Origin of the sequence: Bacillus sp. FSL P4-0290 (assembly GCF_037975435.1) — a bacterium.
Classification (GTDB): domain Bacteria; phylum Bacillota; class Bacilli; order Bacillales; family Bacillaceae; genus Bacillus; species Bacillus subtilis.
Map to the genome: position 1 here is coordinate 2,614,604 of NZ_CP150253.1, position 17,492 is coordinate 2,632,095.

Here is a 17,492-nt window from a genome sequence, read left to right on the forward strand (position 1 = left end):
TGCCTGTTTTCTCTTATATGTAAAAGACGAGACGGCCAGTCTCGTCAGGACACTTTACATCCGCAGCTTCCGCCTGAACCGCAGCCGCCTCCGCATGAAGACAAACCGTCAAAATAAGGGTTCCCAGTCGGAACTTTCACATGCTCCGAAACAGCTGTCCCAATCTCAACGCTGACCTCATCAAGAATGGACTGGAGCTCATTTTCAGCTCTCTTGAAGTCAACCACCTTATCGTTCAGGTCCAGCTCACGTTTGATCTCCCTCATTTTCCGGGATATTTCTCTATAGTCAGGATGATATTTGCCAAAACGCTGTACATCCTCATACTGCTCTTTTATTTTAATAAAAGAACGAATAATCCGCCCTGCCTCTTCATCTTCCTGGAGACGCTTGTAACAATTGCGGTAGTTCTCAGCCGTCTCCGACTGCAGAATCATCTCGGCAAGCTGCTGAGCTTCACTTTGAAGCCGCACGGATTCCATCGTCGCATACATAACATGCACCTCCAATTGTTAGTTTACCATGAAACCAGCCAATTGGAAAATGCTTAACCGCAGCCGTATACAAAACCTTATGTCCGCATCGCTTGAAACATTTGCATCATCATTTGCGCCATTTGAATCCCGTTCGTAAACTGATTCACCCGATGCGGAATGGTTTTTTCATAAAAATTCATCATTTCAAGCTGAAAGGAGGACAGATCATCCGGTTTTCTTGAAAGCCTGCGGTACCATATCGGCTGTTCTCTGATGAATCGTTTCCGTTCTTCGTTTGCTAAAATATATTCCTGAACCTCTTTGCGCATATGAGCTCCCCTTTTTTAATCCTTTCGAAAAGAAAAAGGATGCTGTCCAGAGCCTGGCTGAGAATGCTTCTGTCCGCTTCCGGAAAATGTATTAAGAAGGCTTTGCAACGATGAGATCGACTGGCTCATTTTATTGATTTGTTCGTTCATTTGATTGACATCCATCTTTTTCACCGCTGTCACCATTTTCGAGACAAAATCATTTTTTTGCGGTGTTTCAGGCACAGCTTCAGAAGCTTCTTCCGGTTCCCGATACGGATCCCAAATCGGATCGCTCTCCCCGAAGAGGACCCAATTTTCATATACGTCCTGCCAGCTTCTTTGTTCTTTGCGCACTTCTTTTATCAGCTTGGGATGCTTTTTGACGAATTGTTTAAAGTCATTGATTGAATGATTGGCATGTTGATTCGCCACAATCCTCACCCCCTCCGAAAATCGTTACCTACTACAATGTATCGTTTTGTCGGGCATTGTGTTCGCCTATATTCATTCCCAAATGAATTTTTAGCGATATCCCTATACACTGGTGAAAAAGCCTGACTGAAGGAATGGGAAACGGCCTTATCTGTAAGCTATTAGCACATTCATTCAGACCAGCTTGTATGGAAATAGAAAAAGCCGGGAACCATTCGTCCGCGGCTTTCATTACCATCGCTTAATAAAATTTTGGGTGTAATATTTCCGGTCTACTCCGACACCAAGATGCGTATAATCTGAATTCAGCAACGCTTTTCGATGGCCTTCGCTATTCAGCCAGCCTTCTACAGCGGCCGGACCGTCCACATAATTGTATGCGATATTTTCTCCCGCTTGCTGAAAGTCAACATGCCCTTCTTCTAAGCGGTCTTTCAGCGAGCCGTATTTTTTAGAGACATGGGAGAAATAATTATTTTCCTTCATATCCTCACTATGTCCAAACGCCACCTCCGCCGTTGGCTGATCCCATTCAAGCTTCGCAAGTCCATGTTTAACGCGTATGACATTCGTCAAATCAAGGATTTGCTTTTCGCTCGTTGTTTGGATCTTTTTCCATTTCTCATCTGAAACGGCTTTCGGTTTAATTAATTCCCCGCGGTACACTACCTCATAAGGTCTTTGCTTTACAAAGGTTTGCGCATCAAACGCCCTAATGCTGGATAGCTTCCCCTCAAATTTGTCCATATACAGCTGGACATACATCTTTCCTACCTTTACAGTCGGTCTTGTATTGATATCTTCTTCAGAAAATTCAAACCGATAGGAATTTCCTTTATACTCTACATTCACAAATGGTGCCACCTGGGTGGTCTTAAATACTTCGCCAGTTGATTCTCCAATTTTGAAAGGCTTGGCGTTAATATCATTACCCGACGCGAATAATGTGACCACTTTATTGTTTAATACCCCGATTTGGATATATTGATCCTTACCTTGATTGTATACCCACCAATCGTAATCATAAGCCGAAGGGTCAATACGTTCAGGTTCCCCAAGCTTTTTCGTTACTTCATCGGCGGGCTTGCCCATGAAGGACAATAACCCTGAAGTCGGCATATGTATTCGTTTGCCGCTTTGCGCTTCCTCATTCGACACCTGAGGCTCGCTGTCATTTGATTTCTTTTCAGGAACAGATCCATATTGAATAAACAGAACATAAGTTCCGCAGATAATCAAAAGGATAACCATTGCTCTCAATATATTTTTCAATCTATCACCCCCGTGGCGATTCACAATCTCTTGTTTACATCCCATTACAATACAGCCTATTTAACATGTCAAAGATTTATGTGTTAATGAAAAAAGCCTTCTTCTCTATTATCCCCTTCGGAAATATCCGATAAGGCGCTGCCGGCACGTTCATTCGTTTGCTCAGATAAAGAAAGATCACCAAGCGTGACAATTCCAGTCAGTTTTTTATTTTTTGTAACTGGTATCCTTCTGAGCTGATGCGATGCCATCAAATGAAGAACCTCATCGACTGAAGCATCTTCCTCCACACTGACAGGTTTTTCAGTCATCGCGTCAGTGATTTTTTGCGAGTTCGGTTTTTTGATGGCGATTCCTCTTAATACGAGATCGCGGTCGGTTACGATGCCGACCAATGTTTCCCCGTCCTCATCAACTACCGGCATCGCTCCTACATTTGCGTCCTTCATCTTTACTGCAGCTTCATATACATTATCTAATACCGTGCAATATTGCAAGTCGGCTGTCATCAGATCTTTTATTTTTGTCATCCGTTTAACCTCCTTTAGTCTAGTGCTATTGTCGTCAAAATTTAATTTTTGCATACTTTCAAAAGAAGAAGATTCATTGAAAGTTTAACGCTTTCATACTATGATTGTCAGGAAAGGTAATTTTTATAAGGAGGGGTCAGTGTTGAAGTTTACTGAAAGCGGACTTGAAGGGGTTAAGGCTGAGCTCAGCTGGCTAGACGACTTAATGGAAAGCAAAGGTCTTATCAGAGCGGGTCAATGGGATTACGAGAGAGTCACCTATGACAAGAAGTTTTCGACGATTGAGGGTACGTTTTACCTGCGGATACAAGGTATTGCGGCAGAAGGCGATGTCGGAAGCGGGCGCGCCGTGATTCAATTAATGTCCCCTCTCCTAGGAAAGCATTACTACCCTCATGGAGTAGAATATGGAGAAACGGAAGAGTTTCCTGTACAGGTTGTGACAAAAAGCAAGGCACTGATTCAGGACATAGCCAACATGTTAAAAACAGTTCAAATGTAACGAAAAGGTACAGCATATTTCGCTGTACCTTTTATGATATCGTCTGCTGAATATACGGCGGCTCCTCCTGCCCGTCCTTTTCCCTTTCTTTCTTCACCCATTGGAAAAAAATAACGGCCAAAAAAGTACCGTACACAATTTCCTGAATGATTTTCATCATGACTGCTCCGAGCTGCTGATCCTCTAACAAAGGCAGTGTATTCAACATCTCTGGCCCTGTTAATGGGACCTGCCCCATCATATCCGCTGGCACACAAAGCCTCATTGCCTCAGCCCATACAGCCGGATCTGTATAGGTGGCGTATAACGGTGCACCGCTGAACATGATCAAGGCGCAAGCAGGTGTGAGCAGCATACCGTCTGCCATAATATAACCCAGCTTCATCAAGCCGCTGAGCTGCCGTAGACGCTCAACCTTATGAACAAGCGGCCACCACATGAAGAACGCAAGCACAAAGATAAGCCAAGTGATTAATGTATGGTAAAACGGATCCGTTTTGACAGTATCAAATATAAGCGGTACATGATATAAAGAAAAAATGCCGTTAAACAAAAGCAAAGCAATTAAAGGCGTCGTAAAAAAGGAAAAAAACGGTTTGATTGAAGGCCTGAAAATGATTTTTTCCCAGAGCCATGCAGGAATTCCCGCGATTAACAGCGGCGGGACAACCAAATACAGGACGGCCATCTGCACCATATGTGCGCTGAACATAATATGTCCGAGCAGATCAACCGGGCTTCCCTCGGCTGCATATAAAAACAGCATCGCCGACAGAAAGCATACCATCTCTTTACCAGTTATTCGATTTGGCTTTGAAGACATTCGCCTGTAAAAATAGAGATAAAGCGCCGTAATGCCTAACAGGATACAAAAAAGATAAGGGCTCCACATCGCGCGAAACCCGAATATCTCCAACTGATTCATTTCTTCACCTCCGGCGGCTGTTTCAAATTACCACCATATAATTGTCACAAACGCAAGCACAGTGATAAACGCGACAAACACCCCTGAATACAAAAACAGTGCCGGCGCCTCATGCCCTTTCTGATTCATATGCATGAAATAATACAGCTGAAAAATGACTTGAATTGCAGCTAGCAAAATAATGAAAGGAATCGTAAACCAGCTGCCGACACCGTCCGTGGCCACAGTCAGAAATGCAACAATCGTAAGACCGATCATTAAACCAAAAGACAGGACTTGATATTTCATCTCCCGGGCATGCTTTTTTTTCTTAAATTCAAGGTCGCTATTAATATGCCCTCTGCTTTTTTTATCGACCATGTTTATCCCACCATCCCCATTAAATATACAACGGTAAAGATGAAGACCCACACGACATCAATAAAGTGCCAATAAAGGCTGGCAACGTAAAACTTAGGCGCCGTATACAGATTCAGCCCTCTCTTGGCATTGCGGATCATAAGCGTGCTGATCCACATAAGCCCAAATGCCACGTGGGCGCCGTGTGTACCGACAAGCGTGTAAAACGCAGAACCGAGGGCAGAGCTTGTGATGGTAAAGCCAAATTCATGGGTGTAATGCTTGAACTCATAGATTTCCAGTCCTAAAAAGCCCGCCCCCAATAAAATCGTAATTCCCAGCCAAAGCTGCATCTTGCCGAAGGAAAAGTTCTTCATGTGGTACATCGCGTATACACTCGTTAAACTGCTCGTTAATAGAAGCATTGTGGCAATGAATACAAGTGTCACATCGAACATTTCCGTCGTAGGCGGATCACCGGCATTTGAATTCCGGAGCGCAAGAAACGTGGCGAAGAGAGACGCAAACAGAACAGTCTCTCCGCCAAGAAAAAGCCAAAAGCCTAAAAATTTATTTTTCCCTTCCAGGGTTACTTTTTCAGGAGATGCTGGAAAGGTTTCTGCGGTGAATTTTTCTTGAACTTGCATTATGCCTTCACCCCTTTATCATCGTTCGGCAGTTCCTCTTTATGAATATGATAGCCGTGATCATCAATTACTGAACGAAGCAGCATCGTAATAAATGTGATGCCGAGCCCGATAAAGATCACCGGCAGGCCCCAAGCGTAATCACTTCTGTACAGCAGCCCGAACGCTGCGACAAAAAGGCCGAAGGAAATGATGAGCGGCAGGATTGAGCCGTTTGGCATATGAATATCATCAACCGGTTCCGCCGGCGTCATTGATTTGTGCCCTGCCTGCTTCTCGATCCAAAGCGGATCAAGTCCTCTGACAAAAGGAAGCTGTTTAAAGTTATACTCCGGCGGCGGTGAAGAAACGGTCCATTCCAGCGTACGTCCGTCATGCCATGGATCAGCACCTACATATTCACCTTTTACCGATGTCCATATGACATTGACCAGCAGAAGAATAACAGCTGCCGCCATAAAAAACGCCCCGATTGTACTGATCAAGTTGCCGGTTTCCAGACCCTGTCCTGGCAAAAACGTATAAACCCGGCGCGGCATCCCCATTAAGCCGACAAAATGCTGAATGAAAAACGTGAGGTGAAAGCCGATAAAAAACAATACAAATGAAATTTTCCCCATCGTTTCATGCAGAATTTTACCGAACATTTTCGGCCACCAGAAATGAACACCGGCTAAAAGGCCGAATACAACGCCGCCAATAATGACGTAGTGGAAGTGCGCAACCACAAAATACGTATCATGAAACTGATAATCAGCCGCAGCAGCTGCCAGCATGACTCCCGTCACACCGCCGAGCACAAAGGATGGAATAAATGAGACAGCATACAGCATAGCGGTTGTATACTTCACATTTCCTCCCCAAATCGTCAACAGCCAGTTAAAAATCTTAATCCCGGTCGGAATCGCGATAGCCATTGTTGCAACCGCAAAAATCGCATTTGCAATTGGGCCGAGACCAGTCGTGAACATGTGGTGCACCCAAACCATAAAGCCCAGAAAGCCGATGAGCACGATTGCAAAAACCATTGAAGAATAGCCAAACAAACGCTTTCTGGCGAACACAGGGATGACCTCAGAAAAAATACCGAATGCAGGCAAAATTAGGATATAAACCTCCGGGTGGCCAAAAATCCAAAATAAATGTTCCCAAATGACCGTATTTCCGCCAAGCTCCGGATTAAAGAAATTGGTTCCGAACAGCCGATCCAGCATCATGAGAGCCAATCCAACCGTAAGCGGCGGAAACGCGAACAAAATCAATGCCGAGGCCACAAATGTCGTCCATGTAAACAAAGGCAGCCTCATATACGTCATGCCCGGAGCCCTCATGTTGATAATCGTGGCCAAAAAGTTAATCCCGGCTATCAGCGTCCCGAGCCCCGATATTTGGAGTCCGAGGACGAAAAAGTCTATGCCGTGCCCTTTAGAATGAAGCGAAAGTGAGGCATATGATGTCCAGCCCGCATCTGGCGCTCCGCCCAAAAACCAGCTTAGATTTAAGAAAATGCCCCCGAAAAAGAAGAGCCAAAAACCAAGCGCGTTTAAAAATGGAAACGAAACGTCCCGAGCCCCGATCTGCAAAGGCACAACCGCATTCATCAAGGCAAATAAGAGCGGCATCGCAGCCAGAAAGATCATCGTCGTTCCGTGCATAGTCATTACTTCATTGTACGCTTGAGCACTGAGAAACGCATTTTCCGGCTTTGCAAGCTGAATTCTGATAAACATCGCTTCAATTCCCCCGACAAGAAAGAAGAATCCCCCTGCCACTAAATAAAGAATCGCGATTTTTTTATGGTCCACCGTCGTCAAATAATCCCAAAGCATAGATCCGCGCGTCCGCTTTTCTGTAAGCGCATTCAACATATGTGACCTCCCCCAATATCTCCCTTTCTTCCCTACTTGCTTTCCGCTTTTAAGCCTTTTAAGTATTCATAAAGCGCATCTGTTTCGCTGTCTGAGAGCTTTGGATATGTGCCTGTCATTTTGTTCCCCGGCTTTATACTGTCAGGGTCCTTCAGCCAAGCCTTCACATTTTCTTTGTTGGCCTCTTTCACCCCTGCCACTTTTGTCCTTTCACCGAAGGTCGCCAAGTTAGGTGCCGTTCTAGCGGCTTCTGCACGCTTATCATTCGGCTCTACCGCATGGCAGCTCAGGCAGTTTTTCTCTTTAAACAGTTCTTCACCCTGCTTAGCCAAATCGCTCTCTGCTGTAGATTTATAGTTTTTCATTTCTTTTGTCCAACCCTGAAATTCCTTTGCAGACATTGTCTTCACCTTAAAATCCATCAGCGCATGTGAAGGGCCGCAAAGCTCTGCACACTTCCCAAAAAACATATCTCCTGCCTCTTTGCTTCGTTTTGAATCAAATGTCAGGAAGAACTTATTTTCATTATCCGTATTCGTATCAAGTTTTCCTCCAACTGAAGGAATCCAGAAGGAATGTTTTACATCAGAGGCTTTTAAATTAAAATATACACGCTGATCTGTCGGTACAATCAGCTCCTGGCTTGTGATAATGCCGTAATCAGGGTACTCAAACTCCCACCAGTATAAATTTGCCCTAACATTGACTACAAGAGCATCCTCAGCTTTGCGGCCTTTTTTATCCATTGGTGATGTGTCCGCTAGCTCCAGCGTATATAATACAACAGGAATCACAAGAATAATGAGCAGCAAAATCGGGATCACGGTCCATGTGATTTCTAAAAATTTATTCCCCTCTACCTGTTTCGGTATCGTGTTCTCACCGACCCGTGATCTTCTGAATCTCACAATCACATAAAAGAAGATAACAGATACTACTGCAACAACAACCACCATAATCAATGTGCTGAGCACTGTCAGGTCATACTGTTTATCAGCCACCTCGCCAGCAGGCTTGAGCGTGGATAAAAAAGGTTTTCCACATCCGCTTAATAGAAGCGGCACTAAGGCTAATAATAAAATAAGACGCCAATGCTTTACCATTTCACCCAACCCCTTTTCTGGTCAATACAAAGGCGGAAAGCGGATCGAAATCTATCGCCATCCAACCTATCACCAATAAAGCACTTACATTTCCTCTTCTCTTAAATTATGAGTTTTTTTACTCAAAATGCCATCTATGTATAAAAGTAAAGCCGCCTGATTAAACAAGAGGTCAAGGCGGCATTTACTAGTTGTCATCGTTTATTTTGAAGCGATAAAACAAGCATCATATCTATTTTTTAGAAAAGCGTCAAGACAACCATGGCAACGAAATAGATTGTCATGTAGTTAAGCGAGTAAACGAACATCTGCGTTGCCCACTTCATGATATTCTTGGAGCGGAATCCCATTAAGCCAAGAATCAGCCAGCCGATATTTAACAGCAAGCCGAGAATGACAATCGGAAGACCCAGGCTACCAAGGAAAAACGGAAGCGGCATCAGGCACGCAACCCACACAATAATTTGTCTTTTTGTCACTTCAAATCCGTATACGACAGGAAGCATCGGAATATTTGCAGCTCTGTAATCCTCAGTTTTCTTAATAGCCAATGCTAAGAAGTGAGGAATCTGCCAAATAAATAAAATCATGAATAACACCCATGCTACGACACCGATATTCCCTTCCACTGCCGTCCATCCAATAAGCGGCGGCACTGCACCGGAAACGCTTCCTACTACTGTGTTAATCGTATAGCGGCGTTTCGTCCACATTGTGTACAATACAACATACGTAAAGACTCCGATAAAACCGATAACAGCAGCCATGACAGTTGTCATCAGCAGCATGATCAATCCTAAAGCAACCAGCAAAATTCCAGACCAAAACGCCTGACTCGGCTGAATTTTACCCGTAACCGTCGGTCTTACTTTCGTACGCTCCATAAGATGGTCAATGTCCCGGTCATACCAGTTATTGATCGCGCAGGAGCCCGCAATAATCAGTGAAGACCCGATTAACGTAAGAAGAACGGTGTTTATATTGCCTAAAAAACTTAAACCGGATATATGCAGTGCAAGCCACATTCCAGTGAAAGTCGTGATGAGGTTAGAATTGACGATCCCTATTTTAATAAGGGACAGAAAATCTTTCCATGCCGTTGTTTCTTCAATTTGTCCGTCTATAGCTGTATCATTTAAGATTCTGGAGTTAGCCATAACGTAAACCTCCCTTACAAACCTAACGCAGGAGAATAAAATAACCTGCAACTCTATCATACAAGATAACATCTTGTAAAAAAACATCCTATTAAATATTAAACGACAAACAGGAATTTATTTGTGAACTTTTTATGAATTTTACCAAAGATGAAGGCAATCTCCAAATCGGCATTGCGTTTACCTTATTTCTATCAGACCCGGCATGAATAATCAAGTGTACATTTTCCAGAAGCCGTCATTCTATTATATTTTTGTGAACAAAAGGCTCTGGGAATTGCCACAAAACACATATTCGCTTACACTTGGAACGTATATAAAATTGCAGCAGTATGTTAAGAAGGTGAATATTGTATGAATAAAGCATTAAAAGCTCTCGGTGTTCTGACGACATTTGTCATGCTAATTGTTTTAATCGGGGGTGCCCTCGTTACAAAAACAGGTTCCGGCCAAGGATGCGGCAGACAGTGGCCGCTGTGTCACGGCCGTTTTTTCCCTGAACTGAATCCGGCTTCAATTATTGAATGGAGCCACCGATTCGCAAGCGGAATCTCTATTGTCCTTGTGCTAAGCCTTGCGTTTTGGTCATGGAGAAAAATCACGCCGATTTTCCGTGAAACAACGTTTCTCGCGATCATGTCAATTATCTTTTTATTTCTTCAGGCATTGCTTGGCGCATTGGCTGTCGTATTCGGTTCGAACGCGCTGATTATGGCGCTTCACTTCGGCATATCATTAATTTCTTTTGCTTCAGTGCTTATTTTGACATTGCTCATATTTGAAGCTGATAAATCAGTCAGAACACTGGTTAAGCCGCTTCAAATCGGCAAAAAGATGCAATTTCACATGATAGGAATTTTGATATATTCCTATATCGTTGTGTATACAGGCGCATATGTAAGACACACTGAATCAAGTCTGGCATGTCCTGATGTGCCGCTGTGCAGCCCGCTGAACAATGGACTTCCGACCCAATTCCATGAATGGGTGCAAATGGGCCACAGAGCAGCAGCCTTACTGTTATTTGTATGGATTATTGTTGCCGCTGTTCATGCTATTATCTCCTATAAAGATCAAAAACAGATCTTTTGGGGATGGATCTCATGTCTTATTTTCATTACATTACAGGCACTGTCCGGTATTATGATCGTATACACTGAACTCGCTCTGGGTTTTGCACTTGCCCACTCGTTCTTTATTGCCTGTCTGTTTGGCGTTCTATGCTACTTCTTATTATTGATTGCTCGTTTCCGTTATGAATCCAGGCAATCATAAGGACTCAAGACCAAAGCCTTAGACGGCTTTGGTCTTTTTCATGTCTTGTTTTGGTGCATTATTGTTTCAATGGCCAGCCTTCACTGAACTTGATGATCAGTGAGCGGCTCACTTCGGTCTGTCCCCTTTCTCATCGTGATTATAGAAATTTCATATGGATCTATAGCCCGCGAACATAAGTATTAAAGCCTTTTAAATCAGATAGTGCTTAAAGAAATATGCACGGCATACTACAAAGCATCTAAAATATTGGCTGTATAAGCCTCTATTTATTTTGGGCTTGTGACAGTATTGTATAATCTCTGAAGTCCCCTTATATCTCTTCTAACCATCTGTTTCACTCCACATTTTCTATATAAAAAAACAAGAGTGTATATCAAATGATATACACTCTTTGTTTATTATGCTTTTTCAATTTCAAGGAGCAGATCTCCCGTTTGGATCGGCTCACCATTTTTCACATGAACCTGCTTGATTGTTCCTGAGAAAGGCGCCTGAACCGTTGTTTCCATTTTCATCGCTTCATTAATCATCAAATGATCACCTTTATTGACTTTTGTGCCTGCTTCAGCCAATACCTTAATAACTGTTCCAGGCATAGAAGCTGCGATGTGGCTTGGATTTGTCCGGTCTGCTTTCAGCCTTTCCTGAACGGAAGACTTAATGCTTTCATCTTTAATGACTACTTCACGCGGCTGCCCGTTGAGTTCGAAATAAACGACGCGGGTGGCATCAGGCTGAGGCTCACCGATTGAAATCAGCTTAACGATCAGCGTTTTGCCGCGCTCAATTTCAACTTCTATCTCTTCACCTAATGTCATACCGTAGAAGAATGTCGGTGTATCTAATACCGAGATGTCTCCATAGCTTTCTGTCGTTTTCACATAATCAGTGAAGACTTTAGGATAAAGGGCATATGCCACAGCATCCTGATCTGAAATTTCCAAGTTATGCTGCTCTTTAAATTCCTGTTTGATCGCTTCAAATGACACCGGCTCAAGCAGTTCGCCCGGTCTGACTGTAATCGGCTCCTGTCCTTTTAAGATCAGCTTTTGCAGTTTTTCCGGGAATCCGCCATGAGGCTGGCCGATATTTCCTTTGAAAAGCTCCACGACAGAATCAGGGAAATCTAAAGATTCGCCTTTTTCGTAAACGTCTTTTTCAGTCAGATTGTTTTGCACCATGTAAAGTGCCATATCTCCGACAACTTTTGAGGAAGGCGTTACCTTGACGATGTCACCGAACATATCGTTCACGCGTCTGTACATTGCCTTGACTTCGTTCCATCGGTCGCCAAGGCCTACTCCCTTGGCCTGCTGCTGCAGGTTGCTGTATTGGCCCCCTGGCATTTCGTGTTCATAAATTTCAGTATGCGGAGACTTCATTCCGCTTTCAAATTCACTATAATATTTACGCACCGACTCCCAATATTGGGACAGCAATTCAACGCCTTGGACATTCATTTCCGGACGGCGGTCGTTGCCTTCCATCGCATGATAAAATCCGCTCGCGCTAGGCTGTGACGTTAATCCCGCCATTGAGCTGACCGCCACGTCTATGATATCAACGCCGGCTTCAACAGCTTTCGCATACATATAAATACCGTTTCCGCTCGTATCATGCGTATGAAGGTGAACCGGAATGTCGATCGTTTCTTTCAACGCAGAAACGAGTTCATATGCAGCCTGCGGTTTTAACAGCCCTGCCATATCTTTAATCCCGAGAATATGGGCTCCGGCCGCCTCAAGCTCCTTCGCCATCGATGTATAATATGCAAGGTCGTACTTCGTCCGGTTCTTGTCAAGGATATCTCCCGTATAACAAATCGCAGCTTCTGCCACTTTGCCGGTATCCCTAACAGCATCAATGGCTAACGTCATCCCTTTTACCCAGTTTAAGCTGTCGAAAATACGAAACACATCAATACCGGATTGAGCTGATTGCTTCACAAATTCTTTAATCACATTGTCCGGATAATTCGTATAGCCGACCGCATTTGATGAGCGAAGCAACATCTGGAATAAGGTATTCGGCACTTCTTTGCGAAGATCTTCCAAACGCTTCCACGGATCTTCTTTCAGGAATCGGTAGGCTACATCGAAGGTCGCGCCTCCCCACATTTCCATACTGAATAGTTCAGGCCATAACGCAGCCGTCGGATTTGCGATTTTTTTCAAATCATGCGATCTGATTCTAGTTGCCAATAACGATTGGTGGGCATCTCTGAATGTCGTATCAGTTAAAAGGACAGATTTCTGCTCCTTAACCCAATTTGCAAGCCCTTCTGCACCTTTTTCATCAAGAATTTGCTTTGTTCCTCTGGCAGGCTGCTGATCAACGTCTACCTTTACGCTTAACGGTTTGTCAAACGCCGGTTTTTCTTTTTTCCCGATTCCAGGGAAGCCGTTCACTGTCACATTGCCGATGTAAGTGAGCATTTTCGTTCCGCGGTCTTTTTGTTTAGGGAATTTAAATAATTCAGGCGTTGTATCAATGAAAGACGTATCATATTGCCCTGTCAGGAACTTCTCATGTTTTGCAACGTTCTCAAGGAACGGAATGTTCGTTTTTATGCCTCTGATTCTAAACTCCTGAAGGTTTCGTACCATTTTGGCAGCTGCCTGTTCAAACGTTAAAGCCCAAGTTGAAAGCTTAACGAGAAGTGAATCATAGTATGGTGTGATCACGGCGCCCTGGAAGCTGTTTCCGGTATCAAGACGGACACCAAAACCGCCGCCTGAGCGGTAAGCCATGATTTTTCCTGTATCAGGCATGAAGTCATTTTGCGGATCCTCAGTCGTAACCCGTGACTGAATGGCATAGCCGATTGTAAAAATGTCCTTTTGCTCAGGAATATTTACTTTTTTGCTGTGAAGGCTATGCCCTTGGGCAACAAGGATCTGAGTTTGAACAATATCGACACCAGTAATCATTTCTGTTATCGTGTGTTCAACTTGTACGCGAGGATTTACTTCAATAAAGTAGAACTCGTTGTTTGCAACAAGGAATTCGACCGTCCCCGCATTTATATAGTTTACATTTTTAGCAAGCGCAACTGCCGCCTCACAAATTTGATCCCTTAATTCAGGTGACAGCGAGACACTCGGCGCCACTTCAATGACCTTTTGGTGGCGTCTTTGAACGGAACAATCCCTCTCAAAAAGATGGACGACATTTCCCTGCTTGTCTCCAATGACCTGAACCTCAATATGTTTCGGATTCTCAATTAATTTTTCTACATAAACTTCATCATTGCCAAAGGCTGCTTTCGCCTCTGATTTAGCACGCTCATATGCTTCTTTGACTTCACTTTCAGATCTGACAATCCGCATACCGCGGCCGCCTCCGCCAAGCGAGGCTTTAATGATGATCGGATAACCGTTAGCTTGTCCAAATTGTTCGACGGCTTCAAGCGTTTCGGCAGGACCGTCGCTTCCCGGAATCACGGGGATTCCCGCTTTTTCTGCCTGCTCACGCGCTTTTACCTTGTCACCAAACATATCGAGATGCTCGGATTTTGGCCCTATGAATACGATGCCTTCTTCTTCACATCGTCTCGCAAAATGAATATTTTCAGATAAGAAACCGTATCCCGGATGAATTGCATCGACTTTGTTTCTTTTCGCAATATCAATGATACCTTCAATATCCAGGTAAGCATCAATCGGTTTTTTCCCTTCACCGACCAAGTATGCTTCATCCGCTTTGTACCGATGGTAGGAACCGGAATCTTCTTTTGAATAGACCGCAACTGTACGAATATTCAACTCGGTACACGCCCGGAATATTCGGATTGCAATTTCTCCCCTGTTTGCTACTAATACTTTTTGTATCGATTGCTGAGACAAACTTTTCTCCCCCTTACCCGAATGGAATATAATCTATCATAGCGGAATATCCTTCCCCTGTACACACTTGTTTTTTACTGATAAACAGTTTTTTTGAGCTGTTTCTTTTTCATTCCCTTCGGAGCCAAGGGCTCTTTCTTTTTCTTATTCTCTGAATATTTCACAAACATGCTGATATTCGCTAATATCCCCATACTCCCCAGCAGCAGCACCAAAGAAGAGCCCCCGTAACTGATAAATGGCAGCGTAACCCCTGTAATCGGAATTAATCCGCTGACACCGCCAAGGTTAATAAACGACTGGATGGCAATCATGCTTGAAATGCCGATCGCCAGAAGACTTCCAAACGGGTCCTCGCATTTTCTGGCAATATAAAAACCTTTTATGACGACAAAACCCAATAAGAAAATCACAAACAATACCCCAAAAATGCCGAGCTCTTCAGCAATGACAGCCATAATAAAGTCAGTGTGTGATTCAGGCAGATATCCGTATTTTTGGATACTTTCACCGAGCCCCAGGCCGAAAATGCCGCCTGAGCTGATCGCATAATAAGAATTGATCACTTGCAAACCTGATGAATTTGCATACTTAAATGGGTCTTCAAGACTCTCAAAACGCGCTAAACGGCCTTCAGTTAAAATTTTGTCCTGATTCAAATAGATAATCGGGCTGACTAAAATGAAAACAATTCCGCCGAGCAAAAGCAGCCTCACCAGCGTCTTTCCGCTGAAGCCGGAGCACAATATCATGCACGTCGCAATCAGCCCTATAATCATGGCTGTACCGAAATCAGGCTGCATGGCAATTAACCCGCAAATCACAAGCGTCATGACTACGGGAGGAGCCACACCTGTTAATAGATGGTCAATATAGCTTTGTTTTTTGGCATATACGGCTGCAAGGTATAAAATCACGACCAGTTTCACAAACTCCCCCGGCTGAATACTCATTCCGCCGATTTTAAACCAGCTTTGCGCGTTTCCGGCAACATGTCCGAATACAAACAGTGAGATAAGCGCAAGAACAGATACAAGCAGTATCCCCTTCTGAAACCTTTGATGGGCCAGTGCTTTATAAGGAAACAACGCCATGAGAATAAATAGAGCGCCACCCGCAATTAAAGCAAACAGCTGCCGCATGAAGAAAAAATTACTGCTTACTCCATACCGGGAGACAGCCGTAATCATGCTTGAGCTGTATACCATCACTAAACCGAATCCGCATAATAAAACGATTGCGAATATCAGTGAGTAATCATAAGATTTTAGCATTTTTTTTAACATAACATCCTCTTCCCTGCTTCTAACTTCCATTATCTATGGTTTTTATGTATTTATCTTTTTTATTTTACTACAATTTATCAAACGAGACGAAGAATCTCTATACGATTCGGAAGGAATGTGTAAAAAAAGACCGTCTTTTATGAGATGAGAGAAAAATAGCGGTTATAAAAAAACCCAAACTGTTAATAAGTTTGAGTTTTATCATTTATTTAGCTGTAAACGCGTCATGTAAAGCAGACAATTCGCGTTCCAATGTGTATAAAAGGTCTTTACCGTCTTTTTCATCAACCAATCCCAGGCGGACAGCAAAATCGATTTCCCTCGAAAGCCCGAACATTTGAGTATCTAAAACCTCTTCATATAGAGGACATTGAGGCATCGTTAAGTTATCCATTTGTACTCGGATCAGCTTCAAAATCTTCTCAGCGTCCACTTTTAAGAGTTCAAAAGCTTTTTGCCGATGGTCAACTATCATCTCTGAAGCCAAAAGTATCCCTCCGTTCCCCAGGCGAGTACCTAATTCTTCTATTTATCATAAAGGGTATCAACAGAAAATGCAAGAGGATTTAAGCATATGACATAAATTAAAAAATACTCAGCCTGTACATCTCAGACATTATTTCCAAAAGCTTTACACCTGCAATGCTGTTCCCTTTTTCGTCTAATGCGGGGCCGAATATGCCGATCCCGAAATCGTAAGGCGAAATGCCCATAATCCCGCCGGATACGCCGCTTTTCGCAGGAATTCCGACCTTAATTGCGAATTCCCCGCTTGCATTATACATTCCGCACGTCACCATAAATGTTTTGCAAATTCTAGCGACATCTTTTGAGATGACTTGCTCCCCAGTCTCTGGATGTCTGCCGTTCAATGCAAATACAGATCCGATTTTCGCTAAATCCAAGCTGTTCATCTCAATCGCGCATTGCTTCGTGTATAAATCCATTACTGCCTCTACATCATCTTCAAAAATGCCGTACTGCTTCATATAATAACACATCGCCCGATTAATCATTGAAGTGCTGTATTCAGATTCAGCCACTTCCCGGCAGTATGTAATCTCTTGGTTGTTTGTCAGCCTTCTGATAAAAGAAAGCAAATAATCAAGTCTCTCTTTCACCGTTCTTCCTCTTATCAGACTTGTCACTACCAATGCCCCGGCATTAATCATAGGGTTTAACGGCTTGCTCGGATTCACCGTTTCGAGCTTGATAATTGAGTTAAACGGATCACCGGTCGGCTCCTGTCCAACATAACTGAAGACCTTATCTTTGCCGTATTCCATTAACACCAAAGCAAGGGAAAGGACTTTCGATATACTTTGAAGCGTAAATGTTTTTTCTACGTCACCTGCTGACAGACAAACATTATTGGAATAATAAATCGCCACTGACAGGTCGTGTTTATCAGCTTTTGCCAAGGCGGGAATATAGCTGGCTACCTCCCCCTTGTCCGTTACTTTTTTCGCCTTTTTCACTAAGGCTTCAAGCTCATCATTATGCCGGCATACCATGCAAACA

At 43.5% G+C, this 17,492-nt stretch carries 17 protein-coding genes; 2 read left to right on the top strand and 15 right to left on the bottom strand.

Annotated elements, in window-relative coordinates; all coding sequences use genetic code 11:
* Positions 1 to 44 precede the first annotated feature (44 nt).
* The 5 genes from ricF to MKY10_RS13595 all read right to left on the bottom strand — a co-directional run bounded on the left by ricF (position 45) and on the right by MKY10_RS13595 (position 3,021).
* Positions 45 to 494: a regulatory iron-sulfur-containing complex subunit RicF gene (gene ricF / locus MKY10_RS13575; protein ID WP_044052537.1), complete on the bottom strand. Its 450-nt coding sequence runs from the start codon at positions 492 to 494 to the stop codon at positions 45 to 47.
* 77 nt (positions 495 to 571) lie between these two features.
* Positions 572 to 805: a YlbE-like family protein gene (locus MKY10_RS13580; protein WP_339225885.1), complete on the bottom strand. Its 234-nt coding sequence runs from the start codon at positions 803 to 805 to the stop codon at positions 572 to 574.
* Positions 806 to 820: 15 nt separating this feature from the next.
* Positions 821 to 1,219: a YlbD family protein gene (locus MKY10_RS13585; RefSeq protein ID WP_003232233.1), complete on the bottom strand. Its 399-nt coding sequence runs from the start codon at positions 1,217 to 1,219 to the stop codon at positions 821 to 823.
* A 231-nt stretch (positions 1,220 to 1,450) separates the two neighbouring features.
* Complete coding sequence (locus tag MKY10_RS13590) at positions 1,451 to 2,491, bottom strand: CAP domain-containing protein (RefSeq protein ID WP_014479713.1); 1,041 nt, start codon at positions 2,489 to 2,491, stop codon at positions 1,451 to 1,453.
* Positions 2,492 to 2,574: 83 nt separating this feature from the next.
* Positions 2,575 to 3,021, bottom strand: coding sequence for a CBS domain-containing protein (locus MKY10_RS13595; RefSeq protein ID WP_029726520.1), 447 nt, complete (start codon positions 3,019 to 3,021; stop codon positions 2,575 to 2,577).
* A 139-nt stretch (positions 3,022 to 3,160) separates the two neighbouring features.
* Here MKY10_RS13595 and MKY10_RS13600 point away from each other — a divergent pair, with 139 nt between their 5' ends.
* The gene (locus MKY10_RS13600; protein ID WP_003232238.1) at positions 3,161 to 3,523 is read left to right on the top strand and encodes a YugN family protein; all 363 of its coding nucleotides are present in this window, start codon (positions 3,161 to 3,163) and stop codon (positions 3,521 to 3,523) included.
* 31 nt (positions 3,524 to 3,554) lie between these two features.
* On the opposite strand, the gene ctaG is transcribed toward MKY10_RS13600, so the two are convergent.
* The 6 genes from ctaG to cyoE all read right to left on the bottom strand — a co-directional run bounded on the left by ctaG (position 3,555) and on the right by cyoE (position 9,562).
* On the bottom strand, positions 3,555 to 4,448 hold the full coding sequence (gene ctaG / locus MKY10_RS13605; RefSeq protein WP_061891196.1) for a cytochrome c oxidase assembly factor CtaG: 894 nt from the start codon (positions 4,446 to 4,448) through the stop codon (positions 3,555 to 3,557).
* A gap of 27 nt (positions 4,449 to 4,475) precedes the next feature.
* Positions 4,476 to 4,808 (bottom strand): cytochrome c oxidase subunit IVB, encoded by a 333-nt coding sequence (ctaF, locus tag MKY10_RS13610; protein WP_003232242.1) that lies wholly within the window; start codon positions 4,806 to 4,808, stop codon positions 4,476 to 4,478.
* Positions 4,809 to 4,810: 2 nt separating this feature from the next.
* Positions 4,811 to 5,434, bottom strand: a complete 624-nt coding sequence (gene ctaE / locus MKY10_RS13615; RefSeq protein ID WP_003232244.1) for a cytochrome c oxidase subunit III — start codon at positions 5,432 to 5,434, stop codon at positions 4,811 to 4,813.
* Positions 5,434 to 7,302: a cytochrome c oxidase subunit I gene (ctaD, locus tag MKY10_RS13620; protein WP_003232245.1), complete on the bottom strand. Its 1,869-nt coding sequence runs from the start codon at positions 7,300 to 7,302 to the stop codon at positions 5,434 to 5,436. The genes ctaE and ctaD overlap by 1 nt, the downstream gene beginning before the upstream one ends.
* A gap of 32 nt (positions 7,303 to 7,334) precedes the next feature.
* A complete protein-coding gene (coxB, locus tag MKY10_RS13625; RefSeq protein WP_014663859.1) occupies positions 7,335 to 8,405 on the bottom strand; it encodes a cytochrome c oxidase subunit II in 1,071 nt (356 codons plus the stop codon).
* A gap of 239 nt (positions 8,406 to 8,644) precedes the next feature.
* Positions 8,645 to 9,562, bottom strand: coding sequence for a heme o synthase (gene cyoE, locus MKY10_RS13630; RefSeq protein ID WP_015252156.1), 918 nt, complete (start codon positions 9,560 to 9,562; stop codon positions 8,645 to 8,647).
* 354 nt (positions 9,563 to 9,916) lie between these two features.
* Between cyoE and ctaA the strand changes: the two genes are divergently transcribed.
* Positions 9,917 to 10,837 (top strand): heme A synthase CtaA, encoded by a 921-nt coding sequence (ctaA, locus tag MKY10_RS13635; RefSeq protein ID WP_015252157.1) that lies wholly within the window; start codon positions 9,917 to 9,919, stop codon positions 10,835 to 10,837.
* Between the two features lie 401 nt (positions 10,838 to 11,238).
* On the opposite strand, the gene pyc is transcribed toward ctaA, so the two are convergent.
* The 4 genes from pyc to glsA all read right to left on the bottom strand — a co-directional run bounded on the left by pyc (position 11,239) and on the right by glsA (position 17,485).
* Entirely contained in the window at positions 11,239 to 14,685 is a 3,447-nt protein-coding gene (gene pyc, locus MKY10_RS13640) for a pyruvate carboxylase (RefSeq protein ID WP_015252158.1), read from the bottom strand.
* A gap of 74 nt (positions 14,686 to 14,759) precedes the next feature.
* Positions 14,760 to 15,971 carry a cell division protein FtsW gene (gene ftsW, locus MKY10_RS13645; RefSeq protein WP_015252159.1) on the bottom strand — a complete coding sequence of 404 codons (1,212 nt, stop codon included), beginning with the start codon at positions 15,969 to 15,971 and terminating at the stop codon, positions 14,760 to 14,762.
* 205 nt (positions 15,972 to 16,176) lie between these two features.
* Positions 16,177 to 16,458, bottom strand: a complete 282-nt coding sequence (locus tag MKY10_RS13650) for a YlaN family protein (RefSeq protein WP_003245286.1) — start codon at positions 16,456 to 16,458, stop codon at positions 16,177 to 16,179.
* Positions 16,459 to 16,555: 97 nt separating this feature from the next.
* The gene (gene glsA / locus MKY10_RS13655) at positions 16,556 to 17,485 is read right to left on the bottom strand and encodes a glutaminase A (RefSeq protein WP_003232263.1); all 930 of its coding nucleotides are present in this window, start codon (positions 17,483 to 17,485) and stop codon (positions 16,556 to 16,558) included.
* Positions 17,486 to 17,492 lie beyond the last annotated feature (7 nt).

Coding starts and splice junctions, on each gene's coding strand:
- ricF (WP_044052537.1), bottom strand. CDS start 494: ATGTATGCGACGATGGAATCCGTGCGGCTTCAAAGTGAAGCTCAGCAG.
- MKY10_RS13580 (WP_339225885.1), bottom strand. CDS start 805: ATGCGCAAAGAGGTTCAGGAATATATTTTAGCAAACGAAGAACGGAAA.
- MKY10_RS13595 (WP_029726520.1), bottom strand. CDS start 3,021: ATGACAAAAATAAAAGATCTGATGACAGCCGACTTGCAATATTGCACG.
- ctaG (WP_061891196.1), bottom strand. CDS start 4,448: ATGAATCAGTTGGAGATATTCGGGTTTCGCGCGATGTGGAGCCCTTAT.
- ctaF (WP_003232242.1), bottom strand. CDS start 4,808: ATGGTCGATAAAAAAAGCAGAGGGCATATTAATAGCGACCTTGAATTT.
- ctaE (WP_003232244.1), bottom strand. CDS start 5,434: ATGCAAGTTCAAGAAAAATTCACCGCAGAAACCTTTCCAGCATCTCCT.
- ctaD (WP_003232245.1), bottom strand. CDS start 7,302: ATGTTGAATGCGCTTACAGAAAAGCGGACGCGCGGATCTATGCTTTGG.
- coxB (WP_014663859.1), bottom strand. CDS start 8,405: ATGGTAAAGCATTGGCGTCTTATTTTATTATTAGCCTTAGTGCCGCTT.
- cyoE (WP_015252156.1), bottom strand. CDS start 9,562: ATGGCTAACTCCAGAATCTTAAATGATACAGCTATAGACGGACAAATT.
- ctaA (WP_015252157.1), top strand. CDS start 9,917: ATGAATAAAGCATTAAAAGCTCTCGGTGTTCTGACGACATTTGTCATG.
- ftsW (WP_015252159.1), bottom strand. CDS start 15,971: ATGTTAAAAAAAATGCTAAAATCTTATGATTACTCACTGATATTCGCA.
- glsA (WP_003232263.1), bottom strand. CDS start 17,485: ATGGTATGCCGGCATAATGATGAGCTTGAAGCCTTAGTGAAAAAGGCG.